This window comes from Microbispora rosea (assembly GCF_044460045.1).
GTDB classification, from domain to species: domain Bacteria; phylum Actinomycetota; class Actinomycetes; order Streptosporangiales; family Streptosporangiaceae; genus Microbispora; species Microbispora rosea.
In genome coordinates this window covers 263,688-281,757 of sequence record NZ_JBITJO010000004.1, presented here as the reverse complement: position 1 = coordinate 281,757, position 18,070 = coordinate 263,688, and the positions used below count along the sequence as shown (strand labels likewise).

At 70.5% G+C, this 18,070-nt stretch carries 18 protein-coding genes; 10 read left to right on the top strand and 8 right to left on the bottom strand.

What is annotated here, in order from left to right; genetic code table 11:
- Positions 1-4 precede the first annotated feature (4 nt).
- On the top strand, positions 5-1,573 hold the full coding sequence (locus tag ACIBK1_RS18600) for a glycoside hydrolase family 13 protein (RefSeq protein WP_030510566.1): 1,569 nt from the start codon (positions 5-7) through the stop codon (positions 1,571-1,573).
- Positions 1,570-3,546, top strand: a complete 1,977-nt coding sequence (locus ACIBK1_RS18595; protein ID WP_396736353.1) for a glycosyl hydrolase family 28-related protein — start codon at positions 1,570-1,572, stop codon at positions 3,544-3,546. Before ACIBK1_RS18600 ends, ACIBK1_RS18595 begins: the two co-directional genes overlap by 4 nt.
- Positions 3,547-3,621: 75 nt before the next feature.
- Here the strand turns inward: ACIBK1_RS18595 and ACIBK1_RS18590 are convergent, their stop codons facing one another.
- The 3 genes from ACIBK1_RS18590 to ACIBK1_RS18580 all read right to left on the bottom strand — a co-directional run bounded on the left by ACIBK1_RS18590 (position 3,622) and on the right by ACIBK1_RS18580 (position 5,128).
- Positions 3,622-3,825: a DUF397 domain-containing protein gene (locus ACIBK1_RS18590; RefSeq protein WP_030510564.1), complete on the bottom strand. Its 204-nt coding sequence runs from the start codon at positions 3,823-3,825 to the stop codon at positions 3,622-3,624.
- A gap of 119 nt (positions 3,826-3,944) precedes the next feature.
- Positions 3,945-4,157 carry a DUF397 domain-containing protein gene (locus ACIBK1_RS18585; RefSeq protein WP_030510563.1) on the bottom strand — a complete coding sequence of 71 codons (213 nt, stop codon included), beginning with the start codon at positions 4,155-4,157 and terminating at the stop codon, positions 3,945-3,947.
- A 113-nt stretch (positions 4,158-4,270) separates the two neighbouring features.
- The gene (locus tag ACIBK1_RS18580) at positions 4,271-5,128 is read right to left on the bottom strand and encodes a helix-turn-helix domain-containing protein (protein ID WP_030510562.1); all 858 of its coding nucleotides are present in this window, start codon (positions 5,126-5,128) and stop codon (positions 4,271-4,273) included.
- 290 nt (positions 5,129-5,418) lie between these two features.
- On the opposite strand from ACIBK1_RS18580, the gene ACIBK1_RS18575 reads away from it, so the two are divergent.
- Both ACIBK1_RS18575 and ACIBK1_RS18570 read left to right on the top strand, forming a co-directional pair.
- Complete coding sequence (locus tag ACIBK1_RS18575; RefSeq protein WP_396736349.1) at positions 5,419-5,748, top strand: hypothetical protein; 330 nt, start codon at positions 5,419-5,421, stop codon at positions 5,746-5,748.
- On the top strand, positions 5,745-6,338 hold the full coding sequence (locus tag ACIBK1_RS18570; RefSeq protein ID WP_396736346.1) for a hypothetical protein: 594 nt from the start codon (positions 5,745-5,747) through the stop codon (positions 6,336-6,338). Before ACIBK1_RS18575 ends, ACIBK1_RS18570 begins: the two co-directional genes overlap by 4 nt.
- 24 nt (positions 6,339-6,362) lie before the next feature.
- Here the strand turns inward: ACIBK1_RS18570 and mscL are convergent, their stop codons facing one another.
- On the bottom strand, positions 6,363-6,791 hold the full coding sequence (gene mscL / locus ACIBK1_RS18565; RefSeq protein WP_030510559.1) for a large conductance mechanosensitive channel protein MscL: 429 nt from the start codon (positions 6,789-6,791) through the stop codon (positions 6,363-6,365).
- A gap of 158 nt (positions 6,792-6,949) precedes the next feature.
- Between mscL and ACIBK1_RS18560 the strand changes: the two genes are divergently transcribed.
- Complete coding sequence (locus tag ACIBK1_RS18560) at positions 6,950-7,540, top strand: class I SAM-dependent methyltransferase (protein WP_036408135.1); 591 nt, start codon at positions 6,950-6,952, stop codon at positions 7,538-7,540.
- A gap of 143 nt (positions 7,541-7,683) precedes the next feature.
- On the opposite strand, the gene ACIBK1_RS18555 is transcribed toward ACIBK1_RS18560, so the two are convergent.
- A complete protein-coding gene (locus tag ACIBK1_RS18555; protein WP_396736343.1) occupies positions 7,684-9,162 on the bottom strand; it encodes a serine/threonine-protein kinase in 1,479 nt (492 codons plus the stop codon).
- The gene (locus ACIBK1_RS18550) at positions 9,149-10,153 is read right to left on the bottom strand and encodes a LacI family DNA-binding transcriptional regulator (RefSeq protein WP_030510556.1); all 1,005 of its coding nucleotides are present in this window, start codon (positions 10,151-10,153) and stop codon (positions 9,149-9,151) included. The genes ACIBK1_RS18555 and ACIBK1_RS18550 overlap by 14 nt, the downstream gene beginning before the upstream one ends.
- 358 nt (positions 10,154-10,511) lie before the next feature.
- Here ACIBK1_RS18550 and ACIBK1_RS18545 point away from each other — a divergent pair, with 358 nt between their 5' ends.
- Positions 10,512-11,240 carry a DUF305 domain-containing protein gene (locus ACIBK1_RS18545; RefSeq protein ID WP_156081097.1) on the top strand — a complete coding sequence of 243 codons (729 nt, stop codon included), beginning with the start codon at positions 10,512-10,514 and terminating at the stop codon, positions 11,238-11,240.
- Between the two features lie 43 nt (positions 11,241-11,283).
- On the opposite strand, the gene ACIBK1_RS18540 is transcribed toward ACIBK1_RS18545, so the two are convergent.
- Positions 11,284-11,925 carry a hypothetical protein gene (locus ACIBK1_RS18540; RefSeq protein WP_396736339.1) on the bottom strand — a complete coding sequence of 214 codons (642 nt, stop codon included), beginning with the start codon at positions 11,923-11,925 and terminating at the stop codon, positions 11,284-11,286.
- Between the two features lie 156 nt (positions 11,926-12,081).
- On the opposite strand from ACIBK1_RS18540, the gene ACIBK1_RS18535 reads away from it, so the two are divergent.
- Positions 12,082-12,765 carry a response regulator transcription factor gene (locus ACIBK1_RS18535; protein WP_396736336.1) on the top strand — a complete coding sequence of 228 codons (684 nt, stop codon included), beginning with the start codon at positions 12,082-12,084 and terminating at the stop codon, positions 12,763-12,765.
- A 52-nt stretch (positions 12,766-12,817) separates the two neighbouring features.
- Positions 12,818-14,143 (top strand): sensor histidine kinase, encoded by a 1,326-nt coding sequence (locus ACIBK1_RS18530; protein WP_357318315.1) that lies wholly within the window; start codon positions 12,818-12,820, stop codon positions 14,141-14,143.
- A gap of 74 nt (positions 14,144-14,217) precedes the next feature.
- On the opposite strand, the gene ACIBK1_RS18525 is transcribed toward ACIBK1_RS18530, so the two are convergent.
- Entirely contained in the window at positions 14,218-15,075 is an 858-nt protein-coding gene (locus ACIBK1_RS18525) for an SDR family oxidoreductase (RefSeq protein WP_030510551.1), read from the bottom strand.
- A 76-nt stretch (positions 15,076-15,151) separates the two neighbouring features.
- Between ACIBK1_RS18525 and ACIBK1_RS18520 the strand changes: the two genes are divergently transcribed.
- Positions 15,152-15,523: a winged helix-turn-helix transcriptional regulator gene (locus ACIBK1_RS18520; protein WP_030510550.1), complete on the top strand. Its 372-nt coding sequence runs from the start codon at positions 15,152-15,154 to the stop codon at positions 15,521-15,523.
- 330 nt (positions 15,524-15,853) lie between these two features.
- Entirely contained in the window at positions 15,854-18,013 is a 2,160-nt protein-coding gene (gene glgX / locus ACIBK1_RS18515; protein WP_030510549.1) for a glycogen debranching protein GlgX, read from the top strand.
- The last annotated feature ends 57 nt before the right edge of the window (positions 18,014-18,070 follow it).

The window sequence follows — 18,070 nt, the reverse complement described above, 5'->3', positions numbered from 1 at the left end:
CAGCATGCCCGGCAACACCTCGACCCCCGATTGGTGGCGCGGGGCCGCGATCTACCAGGTCTACCTGCGCAGCTTCGCCGACGGGAACGGCGACGGGACGGGTGACCTGGCGGGGCTGCGGTCACGCCTGCCGTACCTGGCGGATCTCGGCGTCGACGCCATCTGGCTGAACCCGTGGTATCCCTCGCCCATGGCCGACGGCGGCTACGACGTCGCCGACTACCGCAGCATCGAGCCGGTCTTCGGCACCCTGGCGGAGGCGGAGAAGCTGATCGAGGAAGCCCACGAGCTGGGCATCCGTACGATCATCGACGTCGTCCCCAACCACGCGTCCGACCAGAACGCCTGGTTCCAGGAAGCCCTGGCGGCCGGTCCCGGTTCGGAGGCCCGGGAGCGGTTCTGGTTCCGCCCCGGCGTCGGCGACGGCCCGCCCAACGGCTGGCAGTCGATCTTCGGCGGCCCGGCCTGGACACAGGTGCCGGACGGCGAGTGGTACCTGCACCTGTTCGCTCCCGAACAGCCCGACTTCAACTGGAACAACCCGGCCGTACGTCAGGAGTTCCTGGACGTGCTGCGGTTCTGGTTCGACCGGGGGGTGGACGGCGTGCGCATCGACTCGGCCGCCGTGCTCGTCAAGGACCTCGACAGCGTGGAGGAGTCGTACACCGACCACGACGGAGTCCACGAGATCTACCGCGAGTGGCGGCGGGTGTCCGACTCCTACGGCGGGCGGATCCTCATCGGCGAGGTGTGGCTGCCCGACCAGGAGCGGTTCGCCAACTACCTGCGCCCCGACGAGCTCCACACCGCGTTCAACTTCGACTTCCTGTCGAGCGCGTGGGAGCCGGCGGCGCTGCGCGCCAGCATCGACCTGACCCTCGCCACCCACGTGCCGATCGGCGCGCCCGCGACCTGGGTGCTGTCCAACCACGACGTCGCCCGTCCGGTCACCCGCTATGGCCGGGCCGTCACGTCGTGGGACAACGCGGAACGCCGGGACGGCATGCCGTCCGACCTGGAGCTCGGCCGCCGCCGGGCGCGCGCGGCGGCGCTGCTCGCGATGGCGCTCCCCGGGAGCGTCTACGTCTACCAGGGGGAGGAGCTCGGCCTCAACGAGGTCGAGGACATCCCCGAGGAGCTCATCGACGACCCGATGTGGGAGCGCTCCGGCCACACGGTCCGCGGCCGTGACGGCTGCCGGGTGCCGCTGCCGTGGTCGGGCGCCGAGCCGCCCTTCGGCTACAGCACGGGCGAGCCCTGGCTGCCGCAGCCGGCCGGCTGGCGCGACCTCACCGTGGAGGCTCAGGAGGCCGATGAGAGCTCGATGCTCTGCCTCTACCGCTCGGGCTTGCGTCTGCGCCGTGAGCTGCTCGGCGACGGCGCGCTGACCTGGCTGCCGTACGGGGACGAGGCGATCGCGTTCCGCCGCGACTCCGGTCTGGTCTGCCTGGTCAACCTCGGCGCCGAGCCGGTCGCGCTGCCGGAGACGGGTTCGGTGCTGCTGGCCAGCGGCCCCCTCGACGGCGGCCTGCTCCCGTCCGACACCGCGGTCTGGATCATGGAGGCCCGATGAGAATCCTGCTGGCGGCGGCCCTGGCCGCCACCGGGCTCGCGGTCTTGGCGACGCCCGCGTCCGCCACGGTGAAGCCCCCCGTCGTGACGCGGGCCGCCCTCGACCCGGCGCTCGTCGCCGGACGCGGAGCCGACGTCGACTTCGCCGAACAGGAGGCGGAGAACGGCACGACGAACGGCACGGTCATCGGCCCCGGCCGCGACGCGTACACGCTGCCCGCCGAGGCGTCCGGCCGCAAGGCGGTCAAGCTGACCCCCGGGCAGTACGTCGAGTTCACGCTGCCCAAGGCGGCCAACGCGATCACCGTGCGGTACAGCGTCCCGGACGCTCCCGAGGGCGGCGGCATCACCGCGCCGCTCGACGTCGCGGTCAACGGCCACAAGCGGGCCACCATGACCCTCACGTCGCAGTACGCGTGGCTCTACAACCAATATCCGTTCTCCAACGACCCGAACGCCGGGCTGCTGCACCCCGACTGGTGGATCACCGAGTGCTCCTGCGTGCCGGACGCCACCACGCCGGCGCCGGAGATCGCCAAGCCGTTCCGCCCGAACCACTTCTATGACGAGCAGCGCCTCCTGCTCGGCCGTACGTACCGGGCGGGCGACACGGTGCGGCTGACGGTCCCGGCGGGGAGCAAGGCGGCGTGGACGGTCGTCGACCTGCTCGACTCGCACCTCGTCGGGCTGCCGCGCGTCGAGGTCCTGGCGGCGAACGTGCTGCTCTTCGGCGCCGACCCGACGGGTAAGCGCGACTCCGCAGAGGCGATCGACAAGGCGATCGCGTTCGCGAAGCGCACGCACCTGAAGGTCTACATCCCGCCGGGCACCTACCAGGTGAACCGCCACATCGTCGTGGACGACGTGACGATCACCGGTGCCGGAAGCTGGTACACGATCATCAAGGGCCGTCAGGTCGACCTGGCCACCCCCGCCCCGGACGGCTCGGTGCACACCGGTGTCGGGTTCTACGGCAAGGACGCCGCGGCGGGCGGCAGCCGCAACGTGCACCTGTCCGGCTTCGCCATCGAGGGCGACGTACGGGAGCGCATCGACACCGACCAGGTCAACGGCGTCGGCGGCGCGATGAGCGACTCGACGATCGACGGGCTCTACATCCACCACACGAAGGTCGGCATGTGGTTCGACGGCCCGATGCGCAACATCAAGATCACCAACAACGTGATCGTCGACCAGATCGCGGACGGGCTCAACTTCCACACGGGCGTGACCGGCTCCGTCGTGTCGAACAACTTCTTCCGCAACACCGGTGACGACGCCCTCGCCCTGTGGTCGGAGAAGACCGCCGACGCGAGCAACACGATCGACCACAACACGATCCAGACGCCCGTGCTGGCCAACGGCATCGCGATCTACGGTGGCAGGGACAACACGGTCTCGAACAACCTGATCGCCGACCCGATCAGGGAGGGCAGCGCCATCCAGGTCGGCTCCCGGTTCGGCGCCGAGCCGTTCGCCGGCAGGCTCCGCATCACCGGCAACACCACTGCCCGCGCCGGCACGTACGAGCTGAACTGGAACATCGGCCTGGGGGCCATCTGGTTCTACGCGCTGGAGAAGGACATCGACGCCGACATCGAGGTCAGCGGCGACCACTACCTGGACAGCACGTACAACGCGATCATGCTGGTCAGCGAGTGGTCGGTGAAGGACCAGTACGCGATCCCGAAGGTCCGCTTCAAGGACGTCCGGGTCGACGGCACGGGCACCTCCGTGGTCAGCGCCCGCGTGAAGGGCTCGGCGTCCTTCGAGAACGTGGACGCCCGCAACGTGGGCGCGGTGGGCGTCAACAACTGCGGGTCCTTCAACTTCCCGCCCACGGGGTCGGAGTTCTCCCTGACCGACCTCGGCGGCAACGACGGTGGCTGGCTCGCTCCCTGGATGCTGCCCAACACCATCACCTGCGACGACCGCCCCCCGGTCGTCCCCCCACCCGCCCCGTCCCCCTGGTGACGCCGGGCCACTGACGGAAATACGAGGGCCCTCCCCGGCCGCCGGCCGGGGAGGGCCGTTTCGTCGTCCGCCGTCTCAGGCCGGGTCGAAACGCCCGCCTTTGACGCCCTCGACGAAAACTCGCCATTCCTCCGCGGTGAAGGCCAGCACAGGACCATCGTCGCCCTGCTTGCCGTCCCGCACTCCGACCCATTCGTCCTCGTACGCGACCTCGACGCATTCGCCGCCCGTGCACGCCCGGCGCCACACCACGCCCCGGAATGTCGGTCGGTCCGCCATGCACCCCTCCTGCGGCAGGCTCTATCAAACGCCGCACTTATCGTCAAATTTACAGTTATATGTCCTTCTTGAATAGTGGGTGCGGGGCCAGTCCGCTCGGCCTGGCCCCGCCACGCCAATCAGGGCAGGTCGTGGAAGTTTGCCTTCGTCATCGCGACGAACGCACGCCACTCGTCTCGCGAATAAAACAGCGAGCCGCGCTCCGGATTCTTCGAGTCGCGCATGACGACGCCGTCATCGGTGAACGCGACCTGCACGCAGTCGCCCCCCGTGCAGCGAGAGGAGGTGCGCCACTCCAGTGCCGGACGGCCCGCACCTTGCGGTGATTCCATTGAAACTCCTGGTCCGCATTGCCATAATTCCTGTGATCGATGGTGCGGCTGCATGCGGCCGTTTTGGTTGTGGCGTGAGTCCTTTCTATCCCAATTATTGTTGAAAGTCCGAATCAATCGAGGTAGGCCCGGCTCGCCTCGGCGATACGGTCAGCGGACGCCTGGGGATCCAGCCCTACCGCACGGATGCGGTCGACGGCCTCCCGGTAGCCTGCGATCTCCTCTGCTTTCTCCAGATACTCGCCCCGGATGAGGAGTTCGACGTAGACCACCGCCGGGGTCGTCGGGTCGCCGATGTCGAAGAAGACGAAGGGGTTGTCGGCGCACATGTACGCCCCGACGCTGAACGGGATCACCTGCACGGTCACGTTCGGCAGGTCGGCTGCCTCGACCACCCGCTCCAGTTGCGCACGCATGGTCTTAGCGCCACCTACCACCCGATGGAGGGCTGCCTCGTCGATGAAGGCCCAGTAACGCGGCGGTTCGGGCTCGGTGAGCCGCTTCTGCCGCTTGACGCGGGCCTCCACTCGGCGATCGAGGGTCTCGGGCGAGATGCGCGGCAGCATGCGCCGGATGAGCGCGCGGGCGTAGTCCTCGGTTTGGAGGAGTGATGGAATGTACGCCGTTTGGAACTCACTGATCGACTTCGCCGCGGACTCCAGGTCGATGTGGGTCGACAGGGAGTCGCTGAACTTGCCCCATTCCTGCTTGAATCCCGGCTGCCGCGCCTCGCGGGCGAGTGTCATGAGCTTCGCGACGACGGCCTCGTCGGAGATGCCGTAAATCCGGCACAGGTCGCGGACGTCCCTGAGGCTGACGCCGCGTTGTCCCGTCTCCATCCGGCTGATCTTCGCGGGACTGCACAACAACTCCTGGGCGACCTGTTCGACGGTCATTTCCGCGGCGTGGCGCAACTCTCGCAGGTGCCGTGCGAGCTGGCGCTGGCGGAGCGTCAGGTATGTCCCGGGCATGTGGTTTCACCCTCTCCTCGGCGAAGGCTAGCACCGTCGACCGGTCAAGGGTGGCAAAACGACAGTGGTAATTTGCCAATGAGCAGATTGCCAATGGCAAGAAACGGGTAACAACCCGACACAAGCCTCAACGTGGCGGCTGGACCGGCCGGTTCCCGGAGGGAGGCGATGCGAATCAGGGGCCCGTCTTCCGGCCCCTTTCTTCTGAAAGGCGCTGCTGGGCCGATGGTGGCACATCGACCCAGCGCAGACGACCATCCAACCTGCCTGCTCAGCAAAGGGATGATCCCATGCACTTTAACAGCAAGAACATGCGCGCTCCTTCCCTCGCCGGGTTACGGATGCGCATCGTCGCCCTCCTCTGGAGGGTGGGCGAGGAGGCGTTCGCCGAGATCGACGCGTTCGCGTGGGTGCAGCGCTGGGAGATCCGGCGTACATGGCACACGCACACCTACCGTGACACGCGGTTCGACGCGCTCGCCGCCTGCACGGTCTGCTCCGCGAAAGGACGGTGCCCCACGGGGCTGCCGTGCCGCCGATGCCGGGGCACCGGGCGGGTGAACCTGCTCGAATCACCGGCCTCCCGCAGGCCGGGGCGCCCCACGGGCGGCCGGGCATGAGGCACTCCGTCAGGCGGAATCCCCACCTGGTCCTGCGTCTCATCGAGCGGGAGACCTCTCCCGTCGCGCGGCCGGGACCGCTGGTGGTGCTGTGGAGGTGGCGTTACGAGGCGACGCTGCTGGTGGGAGGGCCGGCGGTCGTGGGCGTCGCCGTGCGGGCGGCGGGTCCGGCCGTCACGATCGTCGCCGGATCTCTGGTCGGCCTGCTGGTCCTGCTGTGGCCGCAGGCCCGCAGGGAGGTGGCAGGCCGCTTCTGGTGCGTGGTGACCCCCCACCGCGTACGGAAGGCCTGCGCCGAGGCGTTGATCGTCAGCCGGCGGGGCAAGCTGCCCGTGATCCTCCGTACGAGGCCGGAACCGTTCGGCGAGCGCCTGTGGGTGTGGTGCAGGGCGGGGACCAGTCCGGGCGACCTCGAACGGGCCCGGGACATGATCGCCGCCGCGTGCTGGCTGGCCCACGAGGTGCGGATCGCCAGGGACCCGCACCGGACGTCGGTCGTCATCGTCGACGTGCTGCGGCGCGCCGGCCGCCCCGTTCCCGGGGAGCCGGCGGAAACCGGGGAACGGACGCTCACCCGGTTCCGGCCCTGACGAGGAGGACGGCTCGCGGAGAGGTCAGGCAGGGGGCTTCTCGGCGGCTGCGACGGTGGACAGCTCGGCCGTGCAGAAGGCGCAGCGCCTGGCGCCGACGGGGATGTCCGACAGGCACTCGGGGCACTTCTTCTCGGCGGCCTCCTTCTTGGTGTCGAAGAGGCTCAGGAAACGGGTCATGGGCAGGACGACCACCCAATAGACCACGGCGGCGACGATGAGGAACGTCAGCAGGTGGTTGATGAAGTCGCCATACTTGAACACCGCGCCGTTGACGGTGAACTTGTAGCTGGAGAAGTCGGGTTGCCTCCCGCCGGTGACGGCCGCGATCAGGGGGGTGATCAGGTCCTGTACGAGGGCCTGGATGAGCCCGCTGAACGTCGCGCCCACGACCACGGCGACGGCGAGCTCCACCAGGTTGCCCCGCATGAGGAACTTCTTGAATCCGCTCATGGGGCAACGACCTATCCGGTTTTACCTTCCCTATGCAAGGGTGTTACCCGGACCGACCTGCAAAAGATCGAGCCGGGAAGGGGAAGTAGGTGCCCGGACAATCGGAAAGCCCCGCCGGTGATTGGTTCGGTGGGCGGCGTCCGACCAGTCATGAACGGATGACCGGGCTGCCGTGGGACGCGTCCTATCACGACGGCCCCGCACCATGGGACATCGAAGGTCCGCAGCCGGCGATCGTGCGCCTGGCGGCCGAAGGCCGATTCGCCGGCCCGGTGCTGGACGCGGGCTGCGGGAGCGGGGAGAATGCCCTCCACGTCGCCTCGCTGGGACTGCCGGTTCTGGGCGTCGACGTGGCCGAGACGGCATTGGCGAGAGCGCGGGCGAAGGCCCGTGACCGGGGGATCGAGGCCGAGTTCGCCGTGGCCGACGCCCTCAATCTGGAGCTTTTGGGGCGCGGGTTCGAGACGGTGCTGGACTGCGGGCTGTTCCACACCTTCGACGGCGACGAGCGCCTCGGGTATGTGACGAGTCTGGCCTCGGTGACCGAACACGGCGGCACCCTGTACGTGCTGTGCTTCAGCGACGGCGGTCCCGACACCGGCCCGCATCCTGTCAGTGAGGAAGAGCTGAGGGGGGCGTTCGCCGCCGGCGGCGGATGGAATGTCGTGTCCGTCGAACCGGATCGGGTTCATACGAGATATCACGACGACGGCGCACCGGCGTGGCTCGCGCAAATCAGACGAACCTGATCGCCTGTCGGGGCTGGGCGTCATCGGCCGGCCCCACGGCAGTAGAAGATAATTTCGGTCGCGGACTGACCGCTTAACGGACGCGGCTGGACTTTAGGTCCTGACCGAACTCAACAGACTGTTGTTCTGGGAGCGCTCCCACTTTAGGTATCGCTGGCCTCGGTGAGAGCGGCTTCAACCCGGTCGAGCGCGGCCAGCAGTTCCCCCTTCAGCGTGAGGGGCAGCCGCCCCTCCTGATACCGGACCTCGATCTTGGTGCGCATGGCCGACAGCCCCTGACCGTTGCCGACGAGGTTGCGCAGCACCTGCTTGAGGTCGAGCGCGACGTCGTCGTCGATGTCGTGGGTGGCCTCCGCGCCGTCCACGAGCAGGTTGAACTGCCGGACCGCGGTGTCGACCCGCAGCGGCGCGGCCGTGGTGGCCAGCGGCAGCGGCGCCACGTCGGACTTGACGGTGGCCGAGGTCTTCGGCGGCCTGACGGTGTCCGTGGTGTGGCGGTCCTTCTTGACGGCCTTGACCCTGACCGAGGGGGAGGGGTGGTGCCGCCTGACCGGCGCGGTCGTCCGCACGGGGTCGGCGACGGGGGCGACCGTATGCAGGGGTTCTGCTACGGCTCCTGCCTGCTGCGGCGGCGGCGAGGCGGTGGCCTGCGCGTGCGCCGGCGAAGGGCTGGGCAGTACGGTGACGGCCGCGACCTCGGGGCTGTGCGTCTGGGTGAACCAGAGGATGCCGCCCAGGGCCGCGGCCCCGACGGCGGCGGCGCCCCAGCCGGCCCCGCGAGGGCCTGGCGGCTTCTTCACCGAGGTCAGCGCGGCGGCGACGGCCCGTGCGCTCGGCCGGTCCACCGGGTCGGGGCACAGGCAGCGCCGGCACAGGTCGGCGACCTCCTGCGGCAGGCCCGGCACCCCTTCGGGCGCCGGCGGCGGTCCTTCCCGCCGGGCCGCCTCGATGGCCTCCCAGGTCTTCTCCGGGTAGGGCAGGGCGCCCGTGAGCATCTCGAACAGCAGCACGCCGAGCGCGTAGACGTCCACGGCCGGGTCGGCCGTCGTCCCCTTCAGTCGCTCCGGCGCGACGTACGGCGGGGTGCCGAAGTCGGCGACGAGCTGGTCGTCGGCCTCGCCGATGAACGCGGCGATCCCGAAGTCGAGCAGCTTGGGCCCGTCGTCGGCGAGCAGCACGTTCTCCGGGGTGACGTCCCGGTGGACGATGCCCCGGTCGTGGGCCGCGGCCAGCACCTTCGCCAGCCCGACGGCGATCTCCACCGCCTCGGCCCAGGGCAGCGGCCCCTCGATGATCCGGTCGGCCAGCGACCGGCCCTCCAGCAGGCGCATGACCACGAAGGACGCCAGCCTGCCGCCGTTCGTGACCGTCTCGCCGTAGTCGTAGACCTCGATCGCGTCCGGGTGGATCAACCGGGCGGTGGCCCTGGCCTCCCGGCGCATGAGTTCCCGTCCGGGGTTGTCGTCGTCGAGCGAGCCGTCCAGCACCTTGATCGCGACCGAGCGCTGAAGTGACTGATCGAAGGCACGCCAGATGACCGACATCCCGCCCGTCGCTATCCGCTCCTGGAGCAGATAACGACGGGTCAGGACGTCGCCTTCTTGAAGCTCAGGCCGATTCACGAACCACCAGTTCCGTGGGCAGCACCGGATTGCCCTTGGGATTGTCCCCGTCCCCGAGTGTCATGAGAAGCAGTCGTGCGGCGAGCGTGGCCATTTCCTCGACGGGCTGTCTTACGGTGGTCAGCGTCGGCGAGGTGTGCCTGGCCACGGGCGCGTCGTCGTAACCGATGACGGCCACGTCGTCCGGCACCTTCCGCCCGGCGCGGCGCAGTGTCTGCATCGCCCCGGCCGCCATCACGTCCGACGCCGCGAACACGGCGTCGAGGTGCGGCGCCCGTTGCAGCAGCCACTGCATGGCGTGCGCGCCCGACGCATGGGTGAAGTCGCCGTACGCCACCGGCATGTCGAGCACACCGGCGTCGCGAAGCGTCTGCCGGAAGCCCTCCAGCCGGTCGCGGGCGGCCGGCAGGGTCGGCGGCCCGGCGATCGTGGCGATGTGCTTGCGGTTGTTGAGCAGCAGGTGCTCGGCCGCCTGCCGTCCGCCGTCACGGTTGTCCATGTCGACGAACGGGAGGTCGATGCCGTCTGGCGGCCGCCCGGCACAGCGCACCGGGACGCCCGAGGCCGCCAGCGTGACCGCGAGGGGGTGCCGCGCACGCGCCCCGATCAACAGGACGCCGTCGACGGCGCCCGCGACCAGCGGCGGAGCGGCGATGGAGGCGGTCGCAGGGGTCGCGGTCATCACGACCATCGGGACCCCATGCGTCGTCAGCACCTCCTCGCAGGCAGACAGGAGCCTGGCGTAGAACGGCTCGGTAAAGAGGCGTGGACTGTGCTCGCAGACGACCGCGGCGATGATCTGCTCGGCCCGCCTGCCCGCGGATCCCCTGGGGGCGCGGCGCCGAACATAGCCCAGACGCGACATCGCGTCGTGAACTTGTCGGCGGGTCGACGTGGTCACGCGTACCGAGCCGGTCAAGACCCGGGAAGCTGTTGCCGGGGAGACGCCGGCTGCGGCGGCTACCTCTGCGAGGGTGGGAAGATCGGCCATCCGGTCTCCTCGGCCCGAAGGTTCACACGGCTTGGGAGCGCTCCCAAGCGAAAGTATCACTGTTTCGCTCGTGTCAACAGAGGTTTCCTCGGTGTGAAACCTTTCGTAGAGTTTCGCTCCGCTTTGCCACAGTTGGAGGCTAGAGCACAGGGGTGATCAAGGGAAGTGAATGGGAATTTTGACACGCGATGCCCAGCTTGTCCGATAATCACCGTAAATATGCCGAAACGCCGCGTGGGGGCGGCCGGAGCTGCCCGGCGGTAGGGTCCTGCGGCAAGGGACCACGGACGGACCCGATGGCGTCAGTCCCCTGCGGACGTCGAGGCCGTCCCCGAGCCAGAACCGGAAAGGCCTTGTAGTGACGACCACTCTCCGCCGGCTCCCCGCCGCCACGGGTCGTGTGACGGGAGCGTTAACGGGCATGCTCGCGGCGGCCCTGCTCGCCGGATGCGGCACGCCGGACCTGACAGGCGGGGCCCCCTCGCCCGCTCCGGTGGGCCAGGCGGCCGCCTCGTCCGCCACCACCCCTGGCACGGAGCTCACGCCGGAGGCCACTCCGAGCGCCGAGGCCACCGGGACCTCCGAGGCCGCGGACAACCCCACACCGGACGAGACCGGCACGGCGCAGCCGTCCGGCGGGAGCAAGGCCGCCGACGTGGCGTTCGCCCGGCAGATGGTCCCGCATCACCTTCAGGCCCTGGAGATGGCCAGGCTCGCGCAGACACGGGCGGGCGACCCGTGGGTCGGGCAGTTCGCGGCGAAGGTCGCCACGGCCCGCGACACCGACATCCGTACGTTCAAGGGCTGGCTCGACATGTGGGGCGCGGAGCCCCTGCCGCGCGACCACGCGATGCCGGGCGCGCAGACGCGGGCCGAGATCGAGGCGCTCGCCAAGCTGAGCGGCCCGTCCTTCGATCAGAAGTACGTGGCGCTGATGATCAAGCACGACAACGGCGCGATCAAGCTCGCCCGGACCGAGCAGGCCGAGGGCGCCTTCGAAGGAGCCAAGGCGCTGGCCGTCGCCACCACCACCTCGCTGGGCGCCGAGGTCAAGGAGCTCAAGAAATACCAGGCCCTCCTGGACTGAGCCCTCCTATGGACTGAGCTCTCCTGCCGGCGGCCGGGACCCCTCAGTTCTCGTACGTGTCGAGCCTGGGGGGCAGGGCGTTCCACGTGCAGAACGCGGACGACTCACGGGTGTCCTTGAGGAACGCGACCCGCAGCCACTGGTCGGCCTCCCAGACCTTGACCTCGTAGCCGTCGTTCGGGGTCGCCGTCACCACGCGGCAGTCCGCGGAGGTCACCGCGATCGTCGCCCGGCCGCCCTTCAGTGTGAACGTGTGCAGGCGCTCCCCGCCGGCGGCCTTGGGCTGCCGAGCCGCTGGTGAGGACTCCGCCGATCGCGCCGGGCGGGTGGCGCGGGCCGGGCGCGGCGCCGGGGAGGTCCGGGCGGTCCGCACCGGAGTGGCGGCGGGCCGGGAGGGGGACGGGCGGCCGGGTGTCGCGCCGCCGGAGGGCCGCGGCCCGGACGGCTCCCCGGACGGCTCCTCGGACGTGCCGCCGGAGGCTCCGCCGTCCGGGGTGCTTCGCGGGGCAGGGGCGGAGGCGTCCGGCGAGGCGGACAGGGGCGCGGCGACGGCCACCACGGGAGCGAGGGGCGCCTCGTCCAGGATCGCGCTGCGCAACACGTCGCGGACGCCGAGCCAGGACACGCCGACGGCGAGCGCGGTGGCCCCGCACCAGGCGATCAAGTAACCGGCGGTCCTTCTCATGTGGCCGATCACTCTATCCCTTGCCCCGAATTGGCACCCGGTCCTTTTCGGTCAACCTCTACCGATTTGTGCATGCCTTAAATGGCAATAAATCCGCGTGTTTCGGATCGCTCTTCCCGGGACGCCGTACCGGGCGGGAGTGTACGTTTCTGCCCCATGGCGACCGTTCTGGTGGTTGAGGACGACGAGTTCGTCCGATCCGCGATCATTCGCGACCTGACCGGGCGCAGCCACGCGGTCCGCAGCGCGGGCCGCGCGCTCGACGCCCTGCGGGAGATCGCCCACGTCGCCCCCGACGTGGTCGTCCTCGATCTGGGGCTGCCCGACCTCGACGGCGCGGAGGCGCTGAAGATGCTCCGGGCGATCTCCGACGTGCCGGTCATCGTGGCCACCGCCCGGGACGACGAGGCCGAGATCGTCCGCCTGCTGCGCGACGGCGCGGACGACTACCTGGTCAAGCCGTTCTCCGGCGACCACCTCAACGCCCGCCTGGAGGCCGTGCTGCGCCGGGCCAGGCCCGGGGCGCCGTCGTCGGTCGCGAGGGTCGGCGGACTGGTCGTCGACGCCGACCGCAGGGAAGCGTGCCTGGACGGCGCGCCTCTCGACCTCACCCGCCGGGAGTTCGACCTGCTGGCCTACCTCGCCGCCCGTCCCGACCGTGTGATCTCGCGCAGGGAACTGCTGTCCGAGGTGTGGCGGCAGTCGTACGGGGACGATCAGACGATCGACGTCCACCTGTCCTGGCTGCGGCGCAAGCTCGGCGAGAGCGCCTCCCGCCCGCGGTATCTGCACACGGTGCGGGGCGTCGGCGTGCGCCTCAGCCCCCCTGCCGAGGGCTGACCCCCGAAGCGGGAACCGCGATGACGGCACTGGCCCCCAAGCGGGAGCGGCGGTGAGACGGAGCCTGGCCCTGGTGGCGGTGGCCGTGACGGCGATGGTCGCGCTGGCCTTCCTCATCCCGCTGGCCGTGGCGGTGAAGGAGATCGCCGAGAGCCGCGCGCTCGCGGACGCCGAGCGTCAGGCCGCCACGATCGTGCCCGCCCTGGTGGTGACCGACGATGCCGCCGCGCTGGAGCGCGCGCTGGCCAGCACCCCGGTGGGGACCTCGCGCCTGGCCGTCCACCTTCCCGGCGGGCGGACGGTGGGCCGCTCCCGGGTCACGGCGGCCGACGTCGCGAGCGCGGCGGAAAGCGCCAGGACCGTGCCGGTCAGGAAGGGATACGTGCTGCTCAGGCCGGTCGCGCTGGGCGGCGGGCGGTGGGCCGTCATCGAGGCGTACGCACCCGAGGCGGACGCGAGGAAGGGGGTGTCCACGTCCTGGGCCGTGCTGACCGGCGTCGCGGTCACCCTGGTGGTGGGGTCGGTGGTGGTGGCCGACCGGCTCGGGGCCCGGGTGGTCCGGGCGGCCCGCAGGCTCGGGCAGGCGGCCGCGGCCCTCGGCGCGGGCGACCTGACGGTGCGCATCGTTCCCGACGGCCCGCCCGAGCTGGTGGCCGCCGGGCGCGCGTTCAACGCGATGGCCGACCAGGTGGCGGCACTGCTCGCGGCCGAGCGCGAGCTCGCCGCCGACCTGTCGCACCGGCTGCGCACCCCGCTGACCGCGCTGCGGCTCAACCTGGGCGGCACCGGTCCCGAGGCCGAGCAGCGCAGGCTCGCCATCGACCGGCTCGAACGGGCCGTCGACGAGATCATCGAAGCCTCCCGGCGTCCGTCCCGAGCCGTGCCGGCGCGCTGCGACGCCGCGCTCGTGCTCCGGGAACGGCTCGCCTTCTGGTCGGCGCTGGCCGAGGACCAGGCGCGGCCGTGGCAGCTCGTCGGCGCGGAGGAGCCCAGCCCGGTGCCGGTCGCCGCGGCCGATCTCGGGGCGGTGGTCGACGCGCTGCTCGGCAACGTCTTCCGCCACACGCCGCAGGGCACGGCCTTCCGCGTCACACTGCACCGGGGGAGCGGCATGGTGGGCATCCTCGTCGCCGACGCGGGCCCGGGCATTCCCGATCCCGAGAAGGCGCTGCGGCGGGGCAACAGCGGGGCCGGCTCGACCGGGCTCGGCCTCGACATCGCCAGGCGCCTGGCCGAGTCGACGGGCGGCGGGGTGCGCATCGAGCCCTCGGCGCTCGGGGGGACCGGCGTCAACCTGTGGCTGCACACCGACGGCCGGGCCGCCGGCCCGCGTCGCCGTCTGCTGCGGCGCACCCGCGCCCACGGCTCCCGCCACTGACCTTGTGCCGTGAATCGCCCGCCACGCGTCGGAGAACTTCTACGCTCCGGGCGCCCTCCACGAGACGCGGATGATCATCCGTTCCGCAGGGCTTCCGCGAGGGTGTCGCGCAGCGGCGTGGTCGGCCGGCCGATGAGGCGGGACAGGTCGCCGGGGGTGTCGCCGAGCCAGCCGTCCGCGATGTCGGCGTCGACCTGGGCGAACAGGGCCGCGACCGGTTCGGGCAGGCCGTTCGCCTCCAGCGCCTTGGCGTACTCCGCGACGGGCAGGTCCCGATACTCGACCGGCCTGCCGGACAGCTCGGAGACCACGGCGGCCAGCTCGGGCATGCTCCAGGCGACGTCGCCCGTCAGCTCGTACACCGCGTTCCGGTGCCCTTCACCCGTCAGTACGGCGGCCGCGGCGGCGGCGAAGTCGGCGCGCGCCGCCGAGGCGACGCGGCCGTCGCGGGCGCTGCCCGCGATGACGCCGCTCTGCGCGCCCTGCCCGGCCGCCGCGATGTAGTTCTCGTGATACCAGCCGTTGCGCAGGAACGCGAAGGGTAGCCCGCTCGCGCGGATGTACTCCTCGGTCGCTTTGTGGTCGGGCGCGAGGCCCAGCGGTGTGGTGTCGGCGCGCGGGATGCTCGTGTAGGCGAGCAGCTCTACGCCCGCCGTCCGGGCGGCGTCCACCACGGCCCTGTGCTGGTCGACGCGCCGGCCGGGCTCGCTGCCGGAGACGAGCAGGACCCGGGTGGCGCCCTTGAACGCCGGTCCCAGCGTGTCGGGACGGTCGTAGTCCGCCTCGCGCACCTGGATGCCGCGCTCGGCCAGGTCGGCCGCCTTCTGCGGGCTGCGCACCGCCGCGACGATCCGCGAGGCGGGCACGCGCCCGGCGAGTTCCTCGACGGCCAGCCGGCCGAGGTGTCCGGTGGCTCCGGTCACGACGATCATGGTTTCTCCTCCGCAGTGCTTTCCTTTGGTAAGTGCTTTCTATCAGAAAGTACTTCGAGAGCGTAAGCTGACGGCCATGGAGGAGTTCGAGGAGCTCGTCGCCGACGTCTTCTCACGGAAGTGCACCTCGCGCACCGTGCTGGAGACCATCACCGGCCGGTGGGCGATCCTGGCGCTTGCGGCCCTGCACGAAGGGCCGTACCGCTTCAACGCGCTGCGCCGCCGGGTCGACGGGGTGAGCGAGAAGATGCTGTCCCAGACCCTCCAGGCACTGGAGCGCGACGGCATGGTGCTGCGGGAGGCCGAGCACACGATCCCGCCCCGGGTCGAATACAGCCTCACCCCGCTCGGCCGCGAGGCCGCCGAGCGCCTGCTTCCCCTCATCGCCTGGACGGAGGAGCGCATGCCCGACGTCGTCGCCGCCCGGGAGCGCCACGAGGCACGCTGACCGGCGACCCGGAACGAGTCACGACCGGGCGGCTGCGGTCCGTGACGGACGGGACGGACGCCGGCGTCCGTTCGCGGCGAGTCGGTCCAGGTCACCGGCGCTTTGCTCGCCGATGGGCGGTTCAACCCGTTGCCATACACGCAGTTAACGTGGCGAGACTGTCGAAGCCTTTTCTGGGCAGGCACGATGTCTTGTGAACGACATTCAGCACCACGATCTCGCGCGCGGGGTTCCCGGGAGGGGCCGGGCCGTGAGCGAGCGCGACCATAGAGCCGGTGGGCTCCGGGACCTTCCCGGCGTGACCGCCGAGCCGGAGGGCGAGGAGGTCCAGTGAGGGAGATCTGGCCGGGGGATTCCTATCCGCTCGGGGCGACGTACGACGGCGCGGGCACCAACTTCGCACTCTTCTCCGAGGTGGCCGAGCGCGTCGAGCTGTGCCTGTTCGACGACGAGGGCAACGAGGAGCGCGTCACGCTGAGCGAGGTGGACGGCTTCGTCTGGCACTGCTACCTGCCCGGCGTCGGGCCGGGCCAACGGTACGGCTACCGCGTCCACGGGCCCTACTCGCCCGGCGAGGGCCTGCGCTGCAACCCCAGCAAGCTGCTGATCGACCCGTACGCCAAAGCCGTGGAGGGCTCGGTCAACTGGGACCAGGCGGTGTACGGCTACCGCTTCGGCGAGCCGGACAGCCGGGACGACAGCGACTCGGCGCCGTACGTGCCGAGGTCGGTCGTCGTCAACCCCTTCTTCGGCTGGGGACACGACCGGCCGCCGGCCACGCCGTACCACGACACGGTGATCTACGAGGCACACGTGCGGGGGCTCACGATCAGCCACCCGAAGATCCCCGAGCGGATCCGGGGCACGTACGCGGCCCTGGGCCACCCGGAGATCGTCGACCACCTCACCTCGCTCGGCGTCACCGCGATCGAGCTCATGCCGGTCCACCAGTTCGTGACCGACCACATGCTGGAGAAGCGGGGCCTGTCCAACTACTGGGGCTACAACACGATCGGCTTCTTCGCGCCGCACAACGCGTACTCCAGCTCGGGGCAGCGCGGCGGGCAGGTGCTGGAGTTCAAGGCGATGGTGAAGGCCCTGCACGAGGCCGGCATCGAGGTGATCCTCGACGTCGTCTACAACCACACGGCGGAGGGCAACCACCTGGGCCCGACCCTGTCCATGCGGGGCATCGACAACGCCAACTACTACCGGCTGGTCGAGGACGACCGGCGCTACTACATGGACACCACCGGCACCGGCAACAGCCTGCTGATGCGCAGCCCGCACGCGCTGCAGCTGATCATGGACTCGCTGCGCTACTGGGTGCGCGACATGCACGTGGACGGCTTCCGCTTCGACCTCGCGGCCTCCCTCGCCCGTGAGCTGCACGAGGTCGACCGGCTGAGCGCGTTCTTCGACCTCGTCCAGCAGGACCCGGTGCTGTCGCAGGTCAAGCTCATCGCCGAGCCGTGGGACGTCGGCCCCGGCGGTTACCAGGTCGGCAACTTCCCGGCCCGCTGGACCGAGTGGAACGGCCGTTATCGCGACACGATCCGCGACCTGTGGCGGGGCGAGCCCGCCGCGCTCCCGGAGTTCGCCGGCCGCCTCACCGGGTCGAGCGACCTCTACCAGGACGACAGCCGCCGCCCGGCCGCGTCGATCAACTTCGTCACCTGCCACGACGGGTTCACGCTCCAGGACCTCGTGTCGTACAACGACAAGCACAACGAAGCCAACGGCGAGGACAACCGCGACGGCGCCGACGACAACCGCTCCTGGAACTGCGGGGTGGAGGGCCCGGCCACCGGCCCGGTCGCCCAGCTCCGCGAGCGGCAGAAGCGCAACTTCCTGGCCACGCTGTTCCTGTCGCAGGGCGTGCCGATGCTGTCGCACGGCGACGAGATCGGCCGCACCCAGCAGGGCAACAACAACGCCTACTGCCAGGACAACGAGATCAGCTGGGTCGACTGGGGCGCGATCCTGGACGCCAATGCGAGGGACGAGGCGGGAACCAGGGAGAGGCGCCAGCTCCTCGACTTCACCCGGCGCCTGGCCCGGCTGCGCCGCGACCACCCGGTCTTCCGCCGCCGCCGCTTCTTCTACGGCAGGCCCGTACGCGGATCGCACGACGAGCTGAGCGACATCGCCTGGCTCACGCCGTCCGGCACGGAGATGGCCGACGCCGACTGGACGAACGGCTATGCCAAGGCGCTGGCGGTCTTCCTGAACGGCGACGCCATCACCGAGCCCGACCGGCGCGGCCGGCGGATCAGCGACGACTCGTTCCTGCTGCTGTTCAACGCCCACCACGAGGTCATCAAGTTCACGATCCCGGACGACTACGGCGAGCTGTGGGCGACCGAGCTGGACACGGCGATGCCGGTGCTGAGCGAGTCGCGCGTGTGCCGGGCCGGCGAGGCCGTGCCCGTGAGCGGCCGGTCGGTGCGGGTGCTGCGCAGGGTCCGGCCGGTGCTAGGGAGTGTCTGACCAGCACCGATGCCCGAATAGAGTGCGCTTCGGCGTCAGTGCGCGGCACACCGGGCA

Coding starts and splice junctions, on each gene's coding strand:
- ACIBK1_RS18590 (WP_030510564.1), bottom strand. CDS start 3,825: ATGGCGGACCGACCGACATTCCGGGGCGTGGTGTGGCGCCGGGCGTGC.
- ACIBK1_RS18550 (WP_030510556.1), bottom strand. CDS start 10,153: ATGGCCGATCTTCCCACCCTCGCAGAGGTAGCCGCCGCAGCCGGCGTC.
- ACIBK1_RS18540 (WP_396736339.1), bottom strand. CDS start 11,925: ATGAGAAGGACCGCCGGTTACTTGATCGCCTGGTGCGGGGCCACCGCG.
- ACIBK1_RS18575 (WP_396736349.1), top strand. CDS start 5,419: ATGCACTTTAACAGCAAGAACATGCGCGCTCCTTCCCTCGCCGGGTTA.
- ACIBK1_RS18570 (WP_396736346.1), top strand. CDS start 5,745: ATGAGGCACTCCGTCAGGCGGAATCCCCACCTGGTCCTGCGTCTCATC.
- ACIBK1_RS18600 (WP_030510566.1), top strand. CDS start 5: ATGCCCGGCAACACCTCGACCCCCGATTGGTGGCGCGGGGCCGCGATC.
- ACIBK1_RS18580 (WP_030510562.1), bottom strand. CDS start 5,128: ATGCCCGGGACATACCTGACGCTCCGCCAGCGCCAGCTCGCACGGCAC.
- ACIBK1_RS18585 (WP_030510563.1), bottom strand. CDS start 4,157: ATGGAATCACCGCAAGGTGCGGGCCGTCCGGCACTGGAGTGGCGCACC.
- ACIBK1_RS18520 (WP_030510550.1), top strand. CDS start 15,152: ATGGAGGAGTTCGAGGAGCTCGTCGCCGACGTCTTCTCACGGAAGTGC.
- ACIBK1_RS18525 (WP_030510551.1), bottom strand. CDS start 15,075: ATGATCGTCGTGACCGGAGCCACCGGACACCTCGGCCGGCTGGCCGTC.
- ACIBK1_RS18595 (WP_396736353.1), top strand. CDS start 1,570: ATGAGAATCCTGCTGGCGGCGGCCCTGGCCGCCACCGGGCTCGCGGTC.
- mscL (WP_030510559.1), bottom strand. CDS start 6,791: ATGAGCGGATTCAAGAAGTTCCTCATGCGGGGCAACCTGGTGGAGCTC.
- ACIBK1_RS18560 (WP_036408135.1), top strand. CDS start 6,950: ATGACCGGGCTGCCGTGGGACGCGTCCTATCACGACGGCCCCGCACCA.
- ACIBK1_RS18535 (WP_396736336.1), top strand. CDS start 12,082: ATGGCGACCGTTCTGGTGGTTGAGGACGACGAGTTCGTCCGATCCGCG.